The organism is Dactylosporangium sucinum, from assembly GCF_014647515.1.
Lineage (GTDB): Bacteria > Actinomycetota > Actinomycetes > Mycobacteriales > Micromonosporaceae > Dactylosporangium > Dactylosporangium sucinum.
On record NZ_BMPI01000041.1, the window covers coordinates 12,157 to 27,768 of the forward strand.

General features: G+C 70.9%; 15 protein-coding genes. 13 read left to right on the forward strand and 2 right to left on the reverse strand.

All coding sequences use genetic code 11. From position 1 onward, the window contains the following. Positions 1-3 precede the first annotated feature (3 nt). On the forward strand, positions 4-894 hold the full coding sequence (truB, locus tag IEZ31_RS34510) for a tRNA pseudouridine(55) synthase TruB (protein ID WP_268241710.1): 891 nt from the start codon (positions 4-6) through the stop codon (positions 892-894). 96 nt (positions 895-990) lie between these two features. Here truB and IEZ31_RS34515 read toward each other — a convergent pair whose 3' ends face one another. After that, positions 991-1,638 carry an HAD-IA family hydrolase gene (locus IEZ31_RS34515; protein ID WP_190254256.1) on the reverse strand — a complete coding sequence of 216 codons (648 nt, stop codon included), beginning with the start codon at positions 1,636-1,638 and terminating at the stop codon, positions 991-993. A 34-nt stretch (positions 1,639-1,672) separates the two neighbouring features. On the opposite strand from IEZ31_RS34515, the gene IEZ31_RS34520 reads away from it, so the two are divergent. The 5 genes from IEZ31_RS34520 to dapB all read left to right on the forward strand — a co-directional run bounded on the left by IEZ31_RS34520 (position 1,673) and on the right by dapB (position 7,671). Beyond that, on the forward strand, positions 1,673-2,605 hold the full coding sequence (locus IEZ31_RS34520) for a bifunctional riboflavin kinase/FAD synthetase (protein ID WP_190254257.1): 933 nt from the start codon (positions 1,673-1,675) through the stop codon (positions 2,603-2,605). 109 nt (positions 2,606-2,714) lie between these two features. Beyond that, a complete protein-coding gene (rpsO, locus tag IEZ31_RS34525) occupies positions 2,715-2,984 on the forward strand; it encodes a 30S ribosomal protein S15 (protein WP_190254258.1) in 270 nt (89 codons plus the stop codon). Positions 2,985-3,188: 204 nt separating this feature from the next. After that, positions 3,189-5,582, forward strand: coding sequence for a polyribonucleotide nucleotidyltransferase (locus tag IEZ31_RS34530; RefSeq protein WP_190254259.1), 2,394 nt, complete (start codon positions 3,189-3,191; stop codon positions 5,580-5,582). 3 nt (positions 5,583-5,585) lie between these two features. Next, the gene (locus tag IEZ31_RS34535; protein ID WP_190254260.1) at positions 5,586-6,905 is read left to right on the forward strand and encodes a M16 family metallopeptidase; all 1,320 of its coding nucleotides are present in this window, start codon (positions 5,586-5,588) and stop codon (positions 6,903-6,905) included. 10 nt (positions 6,906-6,915) lie between these two features. Next, complete coding sequence (gene dapB / locus IEZ31_RS34540; protein WP_190254261.1) at positions 6,916-7,671, forward strand: 4-hydroxy-tetrahydrodipicolinate reductase; 756 nt, start codon at positions 6,916-6,918, stop codon at positions 7,669-7,671. A 119-nt stretch (positions 7,672-7,790) separates the two neighbouring features. On the opposite strand, the gene IEZ31_RS34545 is transcribed toward dapB, so the two are convergent. Continuing rightward, entirely contained in the window at positions 7,791-8,411 is a 621-nt protein-coding gene (locus IEZ31_RS34545; protein ID WP_190254262.1) for a GNAT family N-acetyltransferase, read from the reverse strand. A gap of 156 nt (positions 8,412-8,567) precedes the next feature. Between IEZ31_RS34545 and IEZ31_RS34550 the strand changes: the two genes are divergently transcribed. The 7 genes from IEZ31_RS34550 (at position 8,568) to IEZ31_RS34580 (ending at position 15,610) form a co-directional block, all read left to right on the forward strand. Continuing rightward, positions 8,568-9,902, forward strand: a complete 1,335-nt coding sequence (locus IEZ31_RS34550) for a glycosyltransferase 87 family protein (RefSeq protein WP_229836100.1) — start codon at positions 8,568-8,570, stop codon at positions 9,900-9,902. A 70-nt stretch (positions 9,903-9,972) separates the two neighbouring features. Further along, entirely contained in the window at positions 9,973-11,220 is a 1,248-nt protein-coding gene (locus IEZ31_RS34555) for a winged helix-turn-helix domain-containing protein (RefSeq protein WP_190254263.1), read from the forward strand. Between the two features lie 10 nt (positions 11,221-11,230). Continuing rightward, positions 11,231-11,782 carry a DUF2752 domain-containing protein gene (locus tag IEZ31_RS57075; protein WP_229836101.1) on the forward strand — a complete coding sequence of 184 codons (552 nt, stop codon included), beginning with the start codon at positions 11,231-11,233 and terminating at the stop codon, positions 11,780-11,782. 9 nt (positions 11,783-11,791) lie between these two features. Beyond that, positions 11,792-12,529, forward strand: coding sequence for an FAD-dependent thymidylate synthase (gene thyX, locus IEZ31_RS34565; protein WP_190254264.1), 738 nt, complete (start codon positions 11,792-11,794; stop codon positions 12,527-12,529). Positions 12,530-12,565: 36 nt separating this feature from the next. Next, positions 12,566-13,519, forward strand: a complete 954-nt coding sequence (gene dapA / locus IEZ31_RS34570) for a 4-hydroxy-tetrahydrodipicolinate synthase (protein ID WP_190254265.1) — start codon at positions 12,566-12,568, stop codon at positions 13,517-13,519. After that, positions 13,516-15,204, forward strand: coding sequence for a ribonuclease J (locus tag IEZ31_RS34575; RefSeq protein WP_190254266.1), 1,689 nt, complete (start codon positions 13,516-13,518; stop codon positions 15,202-15,204). Before dapA ends, IEZ31_RS34575 begins: the two co-directional genes overlap by 4 nt. A 4-nt stretch (positions 15,205-15,208) precedes the next feature. Next, the gene (locus IEZ31_RS34580) at positions 15,209-15,610 is read left to right on the forward strand and encodes a DUF2784 domain-containing protein (protein WP_190254267.1); all 402 of its coding nucleotides are present in this window, start codon (positions 15,209-15,211) and stop codon (positions 15,608-15,610) included. Positions 15,611-15,612: the final 2 nt, after the last annotated feature.

A 15,612-nucleotide genomic window follows, 5' to 3' on the forward strand; every position in this document is an offset into this window, starting at 1 on the left:
GTCGTGGCGAACAAGGTGGCGACGCAGGGCGGCCTGGTGATCGTGGACAAGCCGGGCGGGATGACCTCGCACGACGTGGTGTCCCGGATGCGCCGGCTGGCCCGCACGCGGCGGGTCGGTCACGGCGGCACGCTCGACCCGATGGCGACCGGCGTGCTCGTCGTCGGCGTGGAGAAGGCGACGCGCCTGCTCACCTACGTCATCGGCAGCACCAAGGAGTACCGCGCGACGATCCGCCTCGGCCAGGCGACGGTCACCGACGACGCCGAGGGCGATGTCGTGTCCACTGTGGACGCGACGGGGATCACCGACGCCGACGTCCACGCCGGGCTGGCCCCGCTGCGGGGCGAGATCATGCAGGTGCCCAGCGCCGTCTCGGCCATCAAGATCAACGGAGTCCGGTCGTACCACCGGGTCCGCACCGGCGAGGAGGTCGCCCTGGAGGCCCGTCCGGTGACCGTCTCGCGGCTCGACGTCCTGGCGATCCGGCGCGCCGAGGCCGTGGTCGACGTGGACGTCGACGTGGCGTGCTCCTCGGGCACCTACATTCGCGCGCTGGCCCGCGACCTGGGCGCCGCGCTCGGCGTCGGCGGCCACCTGACCGCGCTGCGCCGCACGGCCGTGGGCGCGTTCACGCTGGCCGAGGCCTTTTCGCTGGAGGAGCTGGCGGCGCTGGACGACCCGGTGACGATGCCGCTGCCGGCGGCGGTGGCCCGCTCGTTCCCGCGCCGGGACGCCACCGAGGCGGAGGCGAAGGTCCTGTCGCACGGCGGGCCGCTGCCGGCGGTGGGCATCGCCGGGGCGTATGCGGTGTTCGCCCCGGACGGCACCGTGCTGGCGATCGTGTCGGAACGCGAGGGCAGGGCCCGCCCGGAGATCGTCCTCGTCCCGTAACACCCCTCCCACTCGCGTCGATCTTGCAGTTGTGGTGCCTGACAAACCCGGACATCGTGGGAGTGTCCTGGCACCACAACTGCAAGATCGACGCGGTTATGACGGGACGCGCACGGAGAGTTTGCCGTTCGCCGGGCTTAGCAGGGCGTGCAGGGCCGGTAGGTCGGGGACGTCGAAGTCGGCGCCCGGGACCCCGCGCAGGCCGGCGACCAGGCTGCCGGCGGACCTGCCCGCCAGTACACCTGCCGGAGCGTCCTCCACGACGAGCGTCGTGGCCGGGTCCACGCCCAGCTGGCCGGCCGCGGAAAGGTACCCCTCCGGGTGCGGCTTGGCCCGCTCGACCTCCGAGATCGTGACCAGCACCGGCGGCGGGGCGATCCCGGCGGCCGCCAGCCGGACCAGCGCGAGCGGCCGGTCCGACGAGGTCACCACCGCCCACGGCACGCCCCACTCGTCGAGCGCCCGCAGCAGGTCGTGGGCGCCGTGCGTGGCGACCACGCCGTCGACGTCGGCGCGCTCCAGGTCCAGCAGCGCGGCCGCGTCGGCGGCCTGCTCGTCGGGGCTGAGCCAGGGGGCCAGCTCGGGGATCGTCTCCCGGGCCGGTCGCCCGGGTGTGACCCGCATGACGTGGGCGTGGTCGACCCCGCGCAGGCGCGACCAGCGCAGCCAGGTTCGCGCCACGACCGCGTCGGAGTCGACGATCGTGCCGTCCATGTCGAAGAGCACCGCGGTGACATCCGCCATGGGCGGATCATGCCCCGGCGCTAGGCTCGGTGGCATGCAGCGGTGGCGGGGAACACAGGCGGCGCCCGGCGGGTGGGGCCGCGCGGTCGCGACGATCGGCGTCTTCGACGGCGTGCACCGGGGGCACCAGCAGATCATCGGGCACACCGTGAAGCGGGCCGGTGAGCTGGGCGTCCAGTCGGTCGTGATCACGTTCGACCCGCATCCGTCGGAGGTCGTCCGGCCGGGGTCGCACCCGGCGGTGCTGACCGAGCCGGCCCGCAAGGCCGAGCTGATCGAGGCGCTCGGCGTCGACGTGCTCTGCGTCATTCCTTTCACGGTGGAGTACAGCAGGCTGTCGCCCGAGGCGTTCGTCCACGACGCGCTGGTCGAGCACCTGCACACGGCCCTGATCGTGGTCGGGGAGAACTTCCGGTTCGGTCACAAGGCGGCCGGCGACGTGGACCTGCTGCGCCGGCTCGGGCGGACCTTCGGCTTCGGGGTCGAGGGAGCGCCGCTCGTGGCGGACGAGGGCACGGTGTTCTCCTCGACGTACATCCGCGCCTGCGTCGACGCCGGGGACGTCGTGGCGGCCTCCCGCGCGCTCGGCCGGCCGCACCGGCTGGAGGGCGTGGTGGTGCGGGGCGACCAGCGCGGCCGCGAGCTGGGCTTCCCGACCGCCAACCTGCTCACCCCGCCCAACGCGGCGGTCCCGGCCGACGGCATCTACGCGGCCTGGCTGGTGCGCGACCGCAGCCCCGAGCCGCTCCCGGCCTCCGTGTCGATCGGCACAAACCCGACATTTGCCGGAAAAGAGCGGCGGGTTGAGGCGTTCGTCCTCGATTTCCAGGGCGATCTTTACGGCGAACGGGTGAGCCTGGATTTCGTCGCCCGGCTGCGGGAACAGCGCACCTACAGCGCCATCGAGCCGCTTGTCGCGCAGATCCGGGAGGACGTCGAGCAGACCAGACAGGTGCTCGGGAAGTAGGTCTGTTAGCCTTGAGTTCACGCCGGGTGACCGGCGGGGGTCAGGCTGCCTGCACGACGCCGCGGGTGCCTCGACTCATCTTTCCGCTGACCCAGTATTAAGGGAGAACATGGCGCTCGATTCTGCGCAGAAGACCGAGATCATGACGAAGTACGCGACGGCCGAGGGTGACACCGGTTCGCCCGAGGTGCAGGTCGCGATGCTGACCAAGCGGATCGCGGATCTGACGGAACACCTCAAGCAGCACAAGCACGACCACCACAGCCGCCGCGGCCTGCTGCTGCTGGTCGGCCGCCGCCGCCGCCTGCTCAACTACCTGCAGCGCAGCGACATCGCCCGCTACCGCTCGTTGATCGAGCGGCTCGGCCTGCGGCGATAACGACGCACCGACGGGGGAGTGGCGACAATTCGCCGCTCCCCCGTCCGGTAGTGACACACTGAAATGGAGTGCCCGGCCGAGCGAGTCGGCGCACCGGTCCTCGGTAGTGGCTTCCGGGCATCAGCCCCGTGAGCTTCGATCGAAGACCGGCCGCGGACAGCTCCGCCAGGGCGCACCTACGACCTGAAGGAGCATCGGAACAACATGACCGAGCAGAGCACTCTCGGTACTCACACCAGCACCGCGACCATCGACAACGGCCCGTTCGGCACCCGCGAGATCAAGTTCTCGACCGGTCGCCTCGCGCGGCAGGCGGCGGGCTCCGCCCTCGCCCAGCTCGGTGAGACGGTGGTGCTGTCCGCCACGACGGCGGGCAAGCAGCCGAAGGACCAGTTCGACTTCTTCCCGCTGACGGTCGACGTCGAAGAGCGGATGTATGCGGCCGGGCGCATTCCCGGCTCGTTCTTCCGCCGCGAGGGCCGGCCCAGCGAGGACGCGATCCTCACCTGCCGCCTGATCGACCGCCCGCTGCGGCCCAGCTTCGTCAAGGGCCTGCGCAACGAGGTCCAGGTCGTCGAGACCGTGCTGGCGCTCGACCCGGCCCACCCCTACGACGTCGTCGCGATCAACGCCGCCTCGATGTCGACCAAGCTGTCCGGCCTGCCGTTCTCCGGCCCGATCGGCGCGACCCGCATGGCGCACGTCGACGGCCAATGGGTGGCGTTCCCGACCGTCGAGGAGCTCGGCCGGGCCACGTTCGACATGGTCGTCGCCGGTCGCGTCCTGCCCGACGGCGACGTAGCGATCATGATGGTCGAGGCCGAGGCCACCGAGCACACCGTCGGCCTGGTCGCCGCCGGTGCCCCGGCGCCGACCGAGGAGGTCGTGGCGAGCGGCCTGGAGGCCTCGAAGCCGGCCATCCGCGAGCTGTGCCGGGCGCAGTCCGAGCTGGCCGACGTCGCCGCCAAGCCGGTGCAGGAGTTCCCGGTCTTCCTCGACTACCAGCCCGACGCCTACGAGGCCGTCGCCGGCGCGGTGAAGGACGAGGTCGCCGAGGCCCTGCGCATCGCCTCGAAGGCGGAGCGCGAGGAGGCCCTCGACCGGGTCAAGGAGGCCGCGTTCGAGCGGCTCGCCGCCCAGTTCGAGGGGCGCGAGAAGGAGATCGGCGCCGCCCTGCGGTCGCTGACCAAGAACGAGGTCCGGGCCCGCGTCCTGCGCGACCAGGTCCGCATCGACGGCCGCGGCCCGCGCGACATCCGGCCGCTGACCGCCGAGGTGCAGGTCCTGCCGCGCGTGCACGGCTCGGCGCTGTTCGAGCGGGGCGAGACGCAGATCCTCGGCGTCACCACGCTGAACATGCTGCGCATGGAGCAGACGCTCGACACGCTGGCGCCGGAGAAGTCCAAGCGCTACATGCACAACTACAACTTCCCGCCGTATTCGACGGGTGAGACCGGCCGGGTCGGTGCGCCGAAGCGCCGCGAGATCGGCCACGGCGCGCTCGCCGAGCGGGCGCTGATCCCGGTCCTGCCGGCCCGCGAGGAGTTCCCCTACGCGATCCGTCAGGTCTCCGAGGCCCTCGGCTCCAACGGCTCGACGAGCATGGGCTCGGTCTGCGCCTCCACCATGGCGCTGCTGTCCGCCGGTGTGCCGCTGAAGGCGCCGGTCGCCGGCATCGCGATGGGTCTGATCTCCGACGAGGTCGACGGCAAGACGCAGTTCGTGACGCTCACCGACATCCTCGGCGCCGAGGACGCGTTCGGCGACATGGACTTCAAGGTCGCCGGCACCCGCGACTTCGTGACCGCGCTGCAGCTGGACACCAAGCTCGACGGCATCCCGTCGGACGTGCTGGCCGGCGCCCTGCAGCAGGCCCACGACGCGCGCCACGTCATCCTCGACGTGATGGCCGAGGCGATCGAGTCGCCGGCCGGCATGAGTCAGTACGCGCCTCGCGTCACCACGGTGCGCATCCCCGTCGACAAGATCGGCATGGTCATCGGCCCGAAGGGCCAGACCATCAACGCGATCCAGGACGAGACCGGCGCCGAGATCAGCATCGAGGACGACGGCACGATCTACGTCGGCGCGACCGACGGCCCGTCGGCCGAGGCCGCGGTGGAGCGGATCAACGCGATCGCCAACCCGACCATGCCGAAGGTCGGCGACAAGTTCCTCGGCACCGTGGTGAAGACCGCCGCGTTCGGCGCCTTCATCTCGCTGCTGCCCGGCCGCGACGGCCTGCTGCACATCTCCAAGGTGGGCAACGGCAAGCGGGTCGAGAAGGTCGAGGACTTCCTCAACGTCGGCGACAAGGTCGAGGTGCAGATCGCGGACATCGACAACCGCGGCAAGATCTACCTCGACAAGGTGCTGGCCGAGGGCGAGCAGCCGCCGGCGCCGGCCGAGGGCGGCGAGCGCCCGCCGGCGCGCGACCGCGGTGACCGCGGCCCGCGTGGCCGGGACCGGGGCGACCGTGGCCCGCGCCAGGCGTCCGCGCCGTCGGCCGAGGGCTCCTCGGACGCGCCGGGCCCGGACGAGGGTGGCGAGGGCGGCGAGGGCGGCGAGTTCCGTCGTCGGCGTAACCGGCACAGCTGACCCATGGCGAGTCGAACGCTGACCCAGACGCTGTCGCACGACCCGCTGGGTGGCACGGTGCGCCGCACCGTGCTGCCCAACGGGCTGCGCATCCTCACCGAGTCCATTCCGGCGATGCGCAGCGTGTCGTTCGGCGTCTGGGTCGGCATCGGCTCGCGCGACGAGACGCCCACCCTGTCGGGCGTCTCGCACTTCCTGGAGCACCTGCTCTTCAAGGGGACCAAGCGCCGCTCGGCGCTGGACATCTCCTCGCAGATCGAGGCCGTGGGCGGCGAGACCAACGCGTTCACGGCCAAGGAGTACACGTGCTACTACGCGCGGGTGCTCGACGCGGACCTGCCGCTCGCCATCGACGTGGTGTGCGACCTGGTGACCGACTCGGTGCTCACCGAGGCGGACGTCGAGACCGAGCGCGGCGTGATCCTCGAAGAGATCGCGATGCACGACGACGAGCCCGGTGACGAGGTCCACGACGTCTTCACCGAGGCCATCTACGGCAACCACCCGCTCGGTCGGCAGATCTCCGGCACGGTGTCGAGCATCTCGGCGCTGAGCCGCAAGCAGATCGACGGGTTCTACCGCCGGCGGTATCAGCCCTCGACCATGGTCGTCGCCGCCGCCGGCAACCTCGACCACGCGAAGGTCGTCCGGGCCGTGCGCGCCGCGTTCGACCGGGCCGGGTTCGGCGACCCGGCGGCCCCCGCGGACCGCCGGTCCCGCACCACCCGCGTGCCGGCCCGCTCCGGGCAGGTCGTCGTGCGCAACAAGGACACCGAGCAGGCGCACGTGGTGCTGGGCTGCGTGGGGTATCCGCGCCAGCACGACAACCGGTTCGCCCTCGGCGCGCTCAACAACGTGCTCGGCGGCGGCATGTCCAGCCGGCTGTTCCAGCAGATCCGGGAGCAGCGCGGCCTCGCCTACTCGGTGTATTCCTTCACGTCGCAGTACAGCGACTCGGGGCTCTTCGGCGTCTACGCCGGCTGCGCGCCGGGGAAGGTCGAGGAGGTCCTCGACATCACCCGCGCGGAGCTCGCCCGGGTCGCCGCCGACGGGGTGAGCGACACCGAGGTCGAGCGGGGCAAGGGCATGCTGAAGGGCGCCGTCGTCCTGGGCCTGGAGGACACCGGGTCGCGGATGAGCCGGCTGGGCAAGGGTGAGCTGCTGTACGACGAGATGCTCTCGGTCGACGACGTGCTCCGGCGGGTCGACGCGGTCACCCCGGAGATGGTCCGGGAGGTGGCCGCCGAGCTGCTGGCCCGCCCCATGTCCCTGGCTGTCATCGGCGAGTTCGACGATCAGGATTTCGCCGGCGCCTTGGGATAAGTTGTCCCGCGTGAGCGATGTTGAGCCGATCCGGGTCGGCGTGCTGGGCGCACGCGGCCGCATGGGGACCGAGGCGTCCCGCGCCGTCGACGGTGCCGACGACCTCGAACTGGTCGCGATGGTGGACGAGGGCGACTGGCTGCACAGCGTGGCCGACGCCGGCGCGCAGGTGGTCGTCGACTTCACCAACCCCGGTGCGGTGATGGAGAACCTGCGCTGGTGCATCGACCAGGACATCCACGTCGTGGTCGGCACGTCCGGGTTCACCACCGAGCGGCTCGACCAGGTGCGTGCCTGGCTGGAGCCGAAGCCGGACCTCGGCGTCGTCGTCGCGCCGAACTTCGCGATCGGCGCCGTGCTCATGATGGAGTTCGCGGCCCGTGCCGCGCGCTACTTCGAGTCGGTCGAGGTCGTCGAGATGCATCACCCGCAGAAGCTCGACGCGCCGAGCGGCACCGCGCTACGCACCGCGCAGCTGATCGCCGCGGCCCGGGCCGAGGCCGGCCTGGCGAAGGCGCCGGACGCGACCGAGGAGGAGATGCTCGGCGCGCGGGGCAGCGACGTCGAGGGCGTGCGCGTCCACTCGCTGCGCGCCTCCGGTCTCGTCGCCCATCAGGAGGTGCTCTTCGGCGCCGCCGGCGAGACGCTGACGATCCGGCACGACTCCTTCGATCGGAAGTCGTTCATGCCCGGCGTGCTGCTGGCCGTCCGGGAGGTCGTCAAGCGGCCGGGGCTGACGGTCGGGCTGGGCGCGTTGCTGGCTTAGCGTCACCTTTCGTGTGTCTTTGGTGGTCCTCTTGACGGACACGCTGTGTGACGCCGTTATGTCCCTTTGGCGGCGTCCACATCGTGGGATGCCGAGGACCCGATTGGGTCGCAACACCATCACGTGGCGGTAACGGCGGGCTCTTCCGCGGTCTCGATCGAGACGTGCCAGCGGATCTGCGGGACGAGCAGGTCATCAACGTCGAGTGACCGGCTGACTCCGTCGGGGGCCCAGCCGGAACTCTCCAGAAATCGGGACGTAACACGGTCGTCAGCGAACGTCCACGCGAGTGCTGTCGTAAACCCGTCAGTACGCCACAAATCGACACTAGCCGCCAGCAATCGGCTGCCGTGCCCGCGCCGCCCCCACCGCGGCTCGACCAGCAGGTCAGTGATCGCTGCCGTGTCCTTCAGTGCCTTGTCAAGGGCCGTGTGATCTTCGTCCGGGGCGAGTGCGGTGTCGTCTGCCGGACCTGACGCGACGAAACCCACGACATATGATGACTCCGGTCCGGCTTCGGGTGACTCGCGTTGTTCGACCGCGACCAGGACCCGGTGTCGTGGTGACGGTGGTTGGGCGATTGCCTCCCGCCACCTTCGGGTAATCCAGTCCTCGTCCAGTTGGTCGAGGATGTGTTTGGGCAGGAGTCGCCGATAAGCGACCCGCCAGGTCGTGAGTTGGACCCGCGTGATCTCGACGACGTCGTCGATTCGCGCCGGTCGGACGAACCCGAGCGTCATGTTGCAGCAGCCTACGGATTTTGTGTGAAGTGCCACGTGGCGGGGTAGCGCCGGGACGTCACAGTTGGACCCGGGCCACCGTTGAGGAAACAGCAGCAGGTTCAGCCAGCGAGTGAGTGGAGGGCAGCACAAGTGGCGGAGCGTGGACGAGTCGCCGTGTTGACGGCCGTCCGGCCCATCCTCCGGCGACCCGCCGTCAAGAAGGTGCTCATCGTCGCGGGCCTCTGGGCCGTGGTGTGGGCCTTCCTGATGGTGGCGGCCGCGAGGAACGGGTATTTCGACCTGAAGGTCTACTACGGCGCCATGGACTACTGGGTCAACCGTGGTGGCGACATCTACGACTACCTGGTCCCCGGCACGCCGTACGGGTTCACCTATCCGCCGTTCGCCGCGGCGCTCATGACCCCGATGGCGCTCATCGGCTGGCACACCGCCATCGCCATCAGCGTGACGATGAACGTGCTCGCACTGCTCGCCATCCTCACCTGGCTCGTCGGCCCGGTCATCAAGCGCCAGGGCTGGCAGTTCTGGTTCTCGATGGCGATCGCGTTCGGGCTCGTCGCCGCGTTCGAGCCGGTGCGCGAGACGGTCAACTTCGGCCAGGTCAACATCGTGCTGCTCTTCCTGGTCGTCGGCGACGTGCTGCTGCTGGTCCGCGGCGGGAGCCGCCTGGGCGGTATCGGCATCGGCCTGGCCACGGCGATCAAGCTGACGCCGGGCGTCTTCATCATCTATCTGCTCGTGACCCGGCGCTGGCGGGCCGCCGCCGTGTCGGCCGCGACCGCCGCGACGGCGACCTGGGCCGCCGCGACGTTCGCGCCCGACGCCTCGCGCGTCTTCTGGACCGACGCGATGTGGAACACCGACCGCGTCGGCTCCTCGAGCTTCGTGTCGAACCAGGCGCTGAGCGGCCTCGTCGCGCGCCTCTTCAACCCCGACCCGATGAAGCCGCTGTGGATGCTGCTGGTCCTCGTGACGCTGGTGATCTGGGCGTGGCGGGTGCGGCGCGCGATCAAGGCCCGCGACGAGGTCGCCGGGCTGGCGCTCACCGGCCTCGTCGGCTGCATGGTCAGCCCGATCAGCTGGATCCACCACCTGGTGTGGGTGCTCCCGGCGATCGTGGTGCTGTTCGACTACGCCACCGACAAGTCGCTCGACGCCCGTCGCCGGCGCAACTTCGCGCTGTTCTTCGGCTTCTCGTTCCTGCTGCTGTGCAGCCGCACGCCGTGGGCGTTCCACGAGAAGTTCGACGGGCTGGGCCTCATCGGCAGCAACGCGTACATCCTGCTGATGATCGGGCTGCTCATCGGCCTGCCGATCCGGGAGCCCGCCGACGCGAGCACCGGCCCGGCCCGCTCGGCGGACCCGGGCCAGTCGACCGGGCCGGGCGTCGAGGACGTGCCCGACCTCGTCGAGATCGACCGGAAGGTCAGCGCGGCGTTCGACGCGAAGGACGCCGGAGTTGAGCGTCGCCCACTCGTCGGCGCCTGATTCGTGAGTTCGGCGGCCGTCCCCGTTGGGGGCGGCCGCCGATTTTTGTCGTACCCCGGAGATAGCCTGCGTGGCGATGACCGAGACACTGTCGCTCACGCAGGCCCGGCGGATCGCCCTCGCCGCCCAGGGCTTCACCGACCGCGTCCCTTCGGGCGAGCCGGAGCGCCGCCACCTGCGCCGGGTGGTGGCCCGCACCGGCCTGCTGCAGATCGACTCGGTCAACGTGGTCCAGCGCGCCCACTACTTACCCGCCTACAGCCGCCTCGGGCCCTACAGCACCGACCTCCTCGACCGGCTGGCCTATCGCCGCCCCCGCGACCTGTTCGAATACTGGGCGCATGAGGCCTCCCTGGTCCCGGTGCACCTGCACCCGATGCTGCGCTGGCGGATGCGCTCGGGCGGGGCCTGGGGCCGCATGGTCCGCATCGCCCGCGAGCAGCCGGAGCTGGTGCGCTGGGTGCTGGAGGAGATCCGGGCCAAGGGGCCGATGACCGCCACCGAGGTCGAGGGCGACCTGGTCCAGCCGCGGCGCAAGGACCACTGGGGGTGGAACTGGTCGGACACGAAGACCGCGATCGAGTGGCTCTTCTACTCCGGTGAGGTGAGCGTCGCCCGGCGCAACTCGTCGTTCGCCCGGGTCTACGACGTTCCCGAGCGCATCCTGCCGGCCGAGGTGCTGGCCACGCCCGACCCGGAGCCGGCCGACGCCTTCCGTGAGCTGGTCCGGGTCGCCGCCCGCGCGCTGGGCGTGTCGGCCGAGGCGGAGCTGCGCGACTACTTCCGGTTGCCGCTCGACGGCGCCCGCACCGCGATCTCCGAGCTGGTCGAGGCGGGGGAGCTGACACCGGTGCGGGTCGAGGGCTGGGTCCCGCAGGGCTACCTGCACGCCGAGGCCCGCCTGCCGCGACGCGTGTCGGCGGCGACCCTGGTCAGCCCGTTCGACCCGCTGATGTGGGAGCGGGCGCGGGTGCAGCGGCTGTTCGGGCTCAACTACCGCATCGAGATCTACGTCCCGCCGTTGCAGCGGCTGTATGGCTACTACGTCCTGCCCTTCCTCCTGGGCGACCGGCTGGTCGCCCGGGTCGACCTCAAGGCCGACCGGAAGGCGGGCGTGCTGCAGGTGCCGGCGGCCTGGGCCGAGCCGCCGGCGGGGCGGGGCGCGCCCACCCCGGAGGTGGTGGCCGAGGCCCTCGCCGCCGAGCTGCACCGGTTCTCAGCGTGGCTGGGGCTGGGCGAGGTGGAGGCCCCGCAGCGCGGCGACTTCGCCGACCTTCTGACGAAAGCGCTGGGGTCGCCGCTGGCGAGTGCGGTGTAGCGTGAAGGGCGTGACGTCACCAGTCCCGGTTGCGCTCCCGGCGACGCCCGTCGGTGAAGCGGCGGTGCCGCACGCCTCGGAGCAGGTGCCGCCCTATTACCACTACGCCTTCCCGCCGCCGCCCAAGAGCCGCTTCCAGCGGCTGATCGACCGGCTGCCGGCCTGGGCCGGGCCGGCGGGGGTCGGGGCGCTCATCGGCGGCGGCGTGGCCTACACGCTGCTCATGAAGCCGACGTCCGCCGGGGCGGCCGACACGCCGACCTGCATCGTCAAGCTGCTGACCGGGTTCGACTGCCCGGGCTGCGGCGGCACCCGCGCAGCGTGGTACATGCTGCATGGCGACATCCCGGCCGCCGCGCACCACCACGCGCCGCTGGTCTTCGCCGCGCCGTTCCTCGCGTATCTGTACGTGAGCTGGACGGTCAACCGGCTCAACCTGCCGTTCAAGCTGCCGCAGCTGCGCATCTCCAACGGGGCGATGATCGGGTTCCTGGTGGCGTGGCTCGCATTCTCGGTGTTGCGCAACCTTCCCTGGGCGCCTTTCACCTGGTTCTTCGTCTAGGCTCAGCGGATGCTCTCCGTCAAAGCGATCGCCTGGACCCACTTCGAGCCGCCGGGCGACGTGCCCTGGGAGACCGATGCTGAGGGCGGCGAGGCGCTGGCCGAGTTCGCCGGGCGCGCCTGCTACCAGTCGTGGAGCAAGCCCAATCCCGCCACGGCCACCAACGCGGGGTATCTCCGCCACATCCTCGAGGTCGGCCACCTGAGCGTGCTCGAGCACGGGTCGGTGACGTTCTACCTGCAGGGCGTGTCGCGGTCGTTCACGCACGAGCTGATCCGCCACCGGCACTTCTCGTATTCGCAGCTGTCGCAGCGGTACGTGCCGGGGCGCGAGGCGGCGATGGTGGAGCCGGCCGTGATCGCCGAGGACCCGGCGCTGCACAAGACGTTCGTGGAGGCCGCCGAGGCCGCCCAGCGGGCCTACAACGAGCTGCTGGAGGGCCTGGAGGCGAAGTTCGCCGACGTCGCCGGCGGCACCTCGCGGCGCAAGCAGGCCCGGCAGGCCGCGCGGTCGGTGCTGCCCAACGCCGCCGAGACGCGGATCGTGGTCACCGGCAACTACCGGGCCTGGCGGCACTTCGTGACGATGCGCGCGACCGAGGCCGCCGACGTGGAGATCCGCGAGGTGGCGGTCGCCTGCCTGCACGAGTTGCGGCGGATCGCGCCGAGCGTGTTCGGCGACTTCACGATCACCAAACTGCCGGACGGCACCGAGGTCGCCGCCCCGCAGTTCAGTTGGGAATCTTGAGAAGAGCGAGCGAGAGGCGTCCGCTAGGTTGTGCGTATGACACGCACCGGTTCCGTCCCCGGCCGTCCGTTCGGGCGGCTGCTCAGCGCGATGGTCACGCCGTTCCAGGCTGACGGTTCGCTCGACGTCGCCGGCGCCGCCCGCTTGGCCACCCACCTGGTTGACGAGCAGGAGCACGACGGCCTCGTGATCAACGGCACCACCGGCGAGTCCGCGACCACGTCGGACGCGGAGAAGGACCAGGTGCTGCGCGCGGTCGTCGAGGCCGTCGGCGACCGGGCCACCGTGATCGCCGGCGTGGGCACCAACGACACCGCGCACACGATCGAGCTGGCGCGCGCCGCCGAGAAGGCGGGCGCCGACGGCCTGCTCGTCGTGACGCCGTATTACAACAAGCCGCCCCAGGCCGGCATCCTGCAGCATTTCCGGACCGTGGCCGACGCCTCCGGCCTGCCGGTCATGGTGTACGACATCCCGGGCCGCTCCGGCGTGCCGATCGAGACCGAGACCATGTGCCGGCTGGCCGAGCACGAGCGGATCATCGCCGTCAAGGACGCCAAGGGTGACCTCGGCGAGAGCGCCTGGGTGATCAAGCGGACGAACCTGGCGTACTACTCGGGCGAGGACAAGCTGACCCTGCCGCTGCTCTCGGTGGGCGCCGTCGGCGTTGTCGGTGTGCCGACACACGTGTTCGGCCCCGACACCAAGCGGATGATCCTCGCGCACGAGGCCGGCGACGTCGAGCAGGCCCGTGAGCTGCACCTGAAGCTGCTTCCGGCGTACTGCGGGTTCTTCCGCACGCAGGGCGTGATGCTGACCAAGGCGGCGCTGACCCTGCTCGGCCTGCCCGCCGGCCCCGTTCGCCCGCCGCTTGTCGCGGCGAATGCGGCGGAAGTCGGCCGGTTGCGAGAGGATTGCGCAGAGGCGGGCCGCACGATCGGCACCGCCGATCAGATGGCGCACCACAACGAACTCGGAGTGGCCCTATGACGGTGGCGCACGTCGAGCTCGATCCGCCGCCCCCACCGGGGCTCGACACCCTCCGGGTGACGCCACTGGGTGGCCTGGGCGCGATCGGCCGGAACATGACGCTGCTCGAGCACGGCGGCAAGCTGTTGATCATCGACTGCGGCGTGCTGTTCCCCGACGTCGAGCAGCCCGGCGTCGACCTCATCCTGCCGGACTTCTCCTCCATCCTCGACCGCCTCGACCGGGTTCAGGCGATCGTGTTGACGCACGGCCACGAGGACCACATCGGCGCGGTGCCCTACCTGCTGGCGCACAAGCCCGACATTCCGCTGGTGGGCTCGAAGTTCACCCTCGCGCTGGTCGAGGCGAAGCTGGCCGAGCGCCGCATCGAGCCGTATTCGCTGACGGTCAAGGAGGGGCAGGTCGAGCGGCTCGGGCCGTTCGAGTGCGAGTTCTTCGCCGTCAACCACTCGATCCCCGACGCGCTCGCGGTCGCGGTGACCACGACGGCCGGCACGCTGCTGCACACCGGCGACTTCAAGATGGACCAGCTGCCGCTCGACGGGCGGATCACCGACCTGGCCGGCTTCGCGCGGCTCGGCGCGCAGGGCGTCGACCTGCTGCTGTCCGACTCGACCAACGCGGAGATCCCCGGGTTCGTCACCCCGGAGCGGGAGATCGGCCCGGTCCTGGAGGGCATCTTCGGGCGTGCGACCGGCCGGATCATCGTCGCCTCCTTCGCCTCGCACGTGCACCGCGTGCAGCAGGTCTTCGACGCCGCCCACGCGCACGGCCGCAAGGTCGCGCTGATCGGCCGGTCGATGGTGCGCAACATGGGCATCGCGCGCGACCTCGGCCTGCTGCGCATTCCCGCCGGCCTGGTCGTGGCGATCGACGAGGCGATGAGCCTGCCGCCCGAGCGGATCGTGCTGATGTCGACCGGGTCGCAGGGCGAGCCGATGAGCGCGCTGGGCCGCATGGCCAACGGCGACCACCGGCACATCGTCATCGGTGAGGGCGACACGGTCGTGCTCGCCTCCTCCCTGGTGCCGGGGAACGAGACCGCGGTGTATCGCGTGATCAACCAGCTCTCGCGGGCCGGCGCGATCGTCGTGCACAAGGACGTCGCCAAGGTGCACGTGTCGGGCCACTCGCCCGCCGGTGAGCTGCTCTACCTGCTCAACGTCGTCAAACCGCGCAACTTCATGCCGGTGCACGGCGAGTGGCGCCACCTGCGGGCCCACGCCCAGCTGGCGCGCGAGGCCGGCGTGCCCGCCGACCGGGTGGTGCTGTGCGAGGACGGCGACGTCGTGGACCTGGTCGACGGGCAGGCCACGCTCGTCGGGCACATCCGCTCGCGGTACGTGTACGTCGACGGGCTCGCGATCGGGGACGTCGGCGAGTCGCTGCTCACCGAGCGCCGCATCCTCGGCGACGGCGGGTTCATCGCGGCGACCGTGGTCATCGACTCCGTCACCGGCAAGGTGGTGGCCGGGCCGACGGTGTCCGCGAAGGGCTTCTCCGACGATCCCGCGGTGTTCAACGCGGTGCTGCCGCTGGTCACCGAGGCGCTCAACAAGGCGGCCACGGACGGGATCACCGACCCGCACCAGCTCCAGCAGATCGTGCGCCGCACGGTCGGCCGCTGGGTCAACGAGGCGTACCGGCGGCGGCCGATGATCGTCCCCACGGTGGTCGAGGTGTAGGACCGTGTACCGGGCGTTGGCGACGACGGTGCTGGTGGTGCACTTCGCCTTCCTCGCGTACGTGGTGCTCGGCGGGTTCGTCGCCTGGCGGTGGCCCAGGGCCTTCTGGCCGCACCTGGTGGCCGCCGCCTGGGGGCTCGCCGTGGTCACGATCCCGTTGACGTGCCCGCTGACCTACGTCGAGCACTGGGCGCGCCGGCGGGCCGGCGAGGCGGGGGTCGGCCGGGGATTCATCGACCAGTACGTCGAGGGCGTGCTCTATCCCGAGCGGCACACGCACTTGTTGCAGGTCATCGTCGGTCTGGTCGTGTTCGGATCGTATGCCGGGGTGTACGTGAAGTACAGAAACCGGCGGGACACGAAGCGCGGAACCGAAGAAATGTCGGAGCCCCCCGCTACGGTGTGACC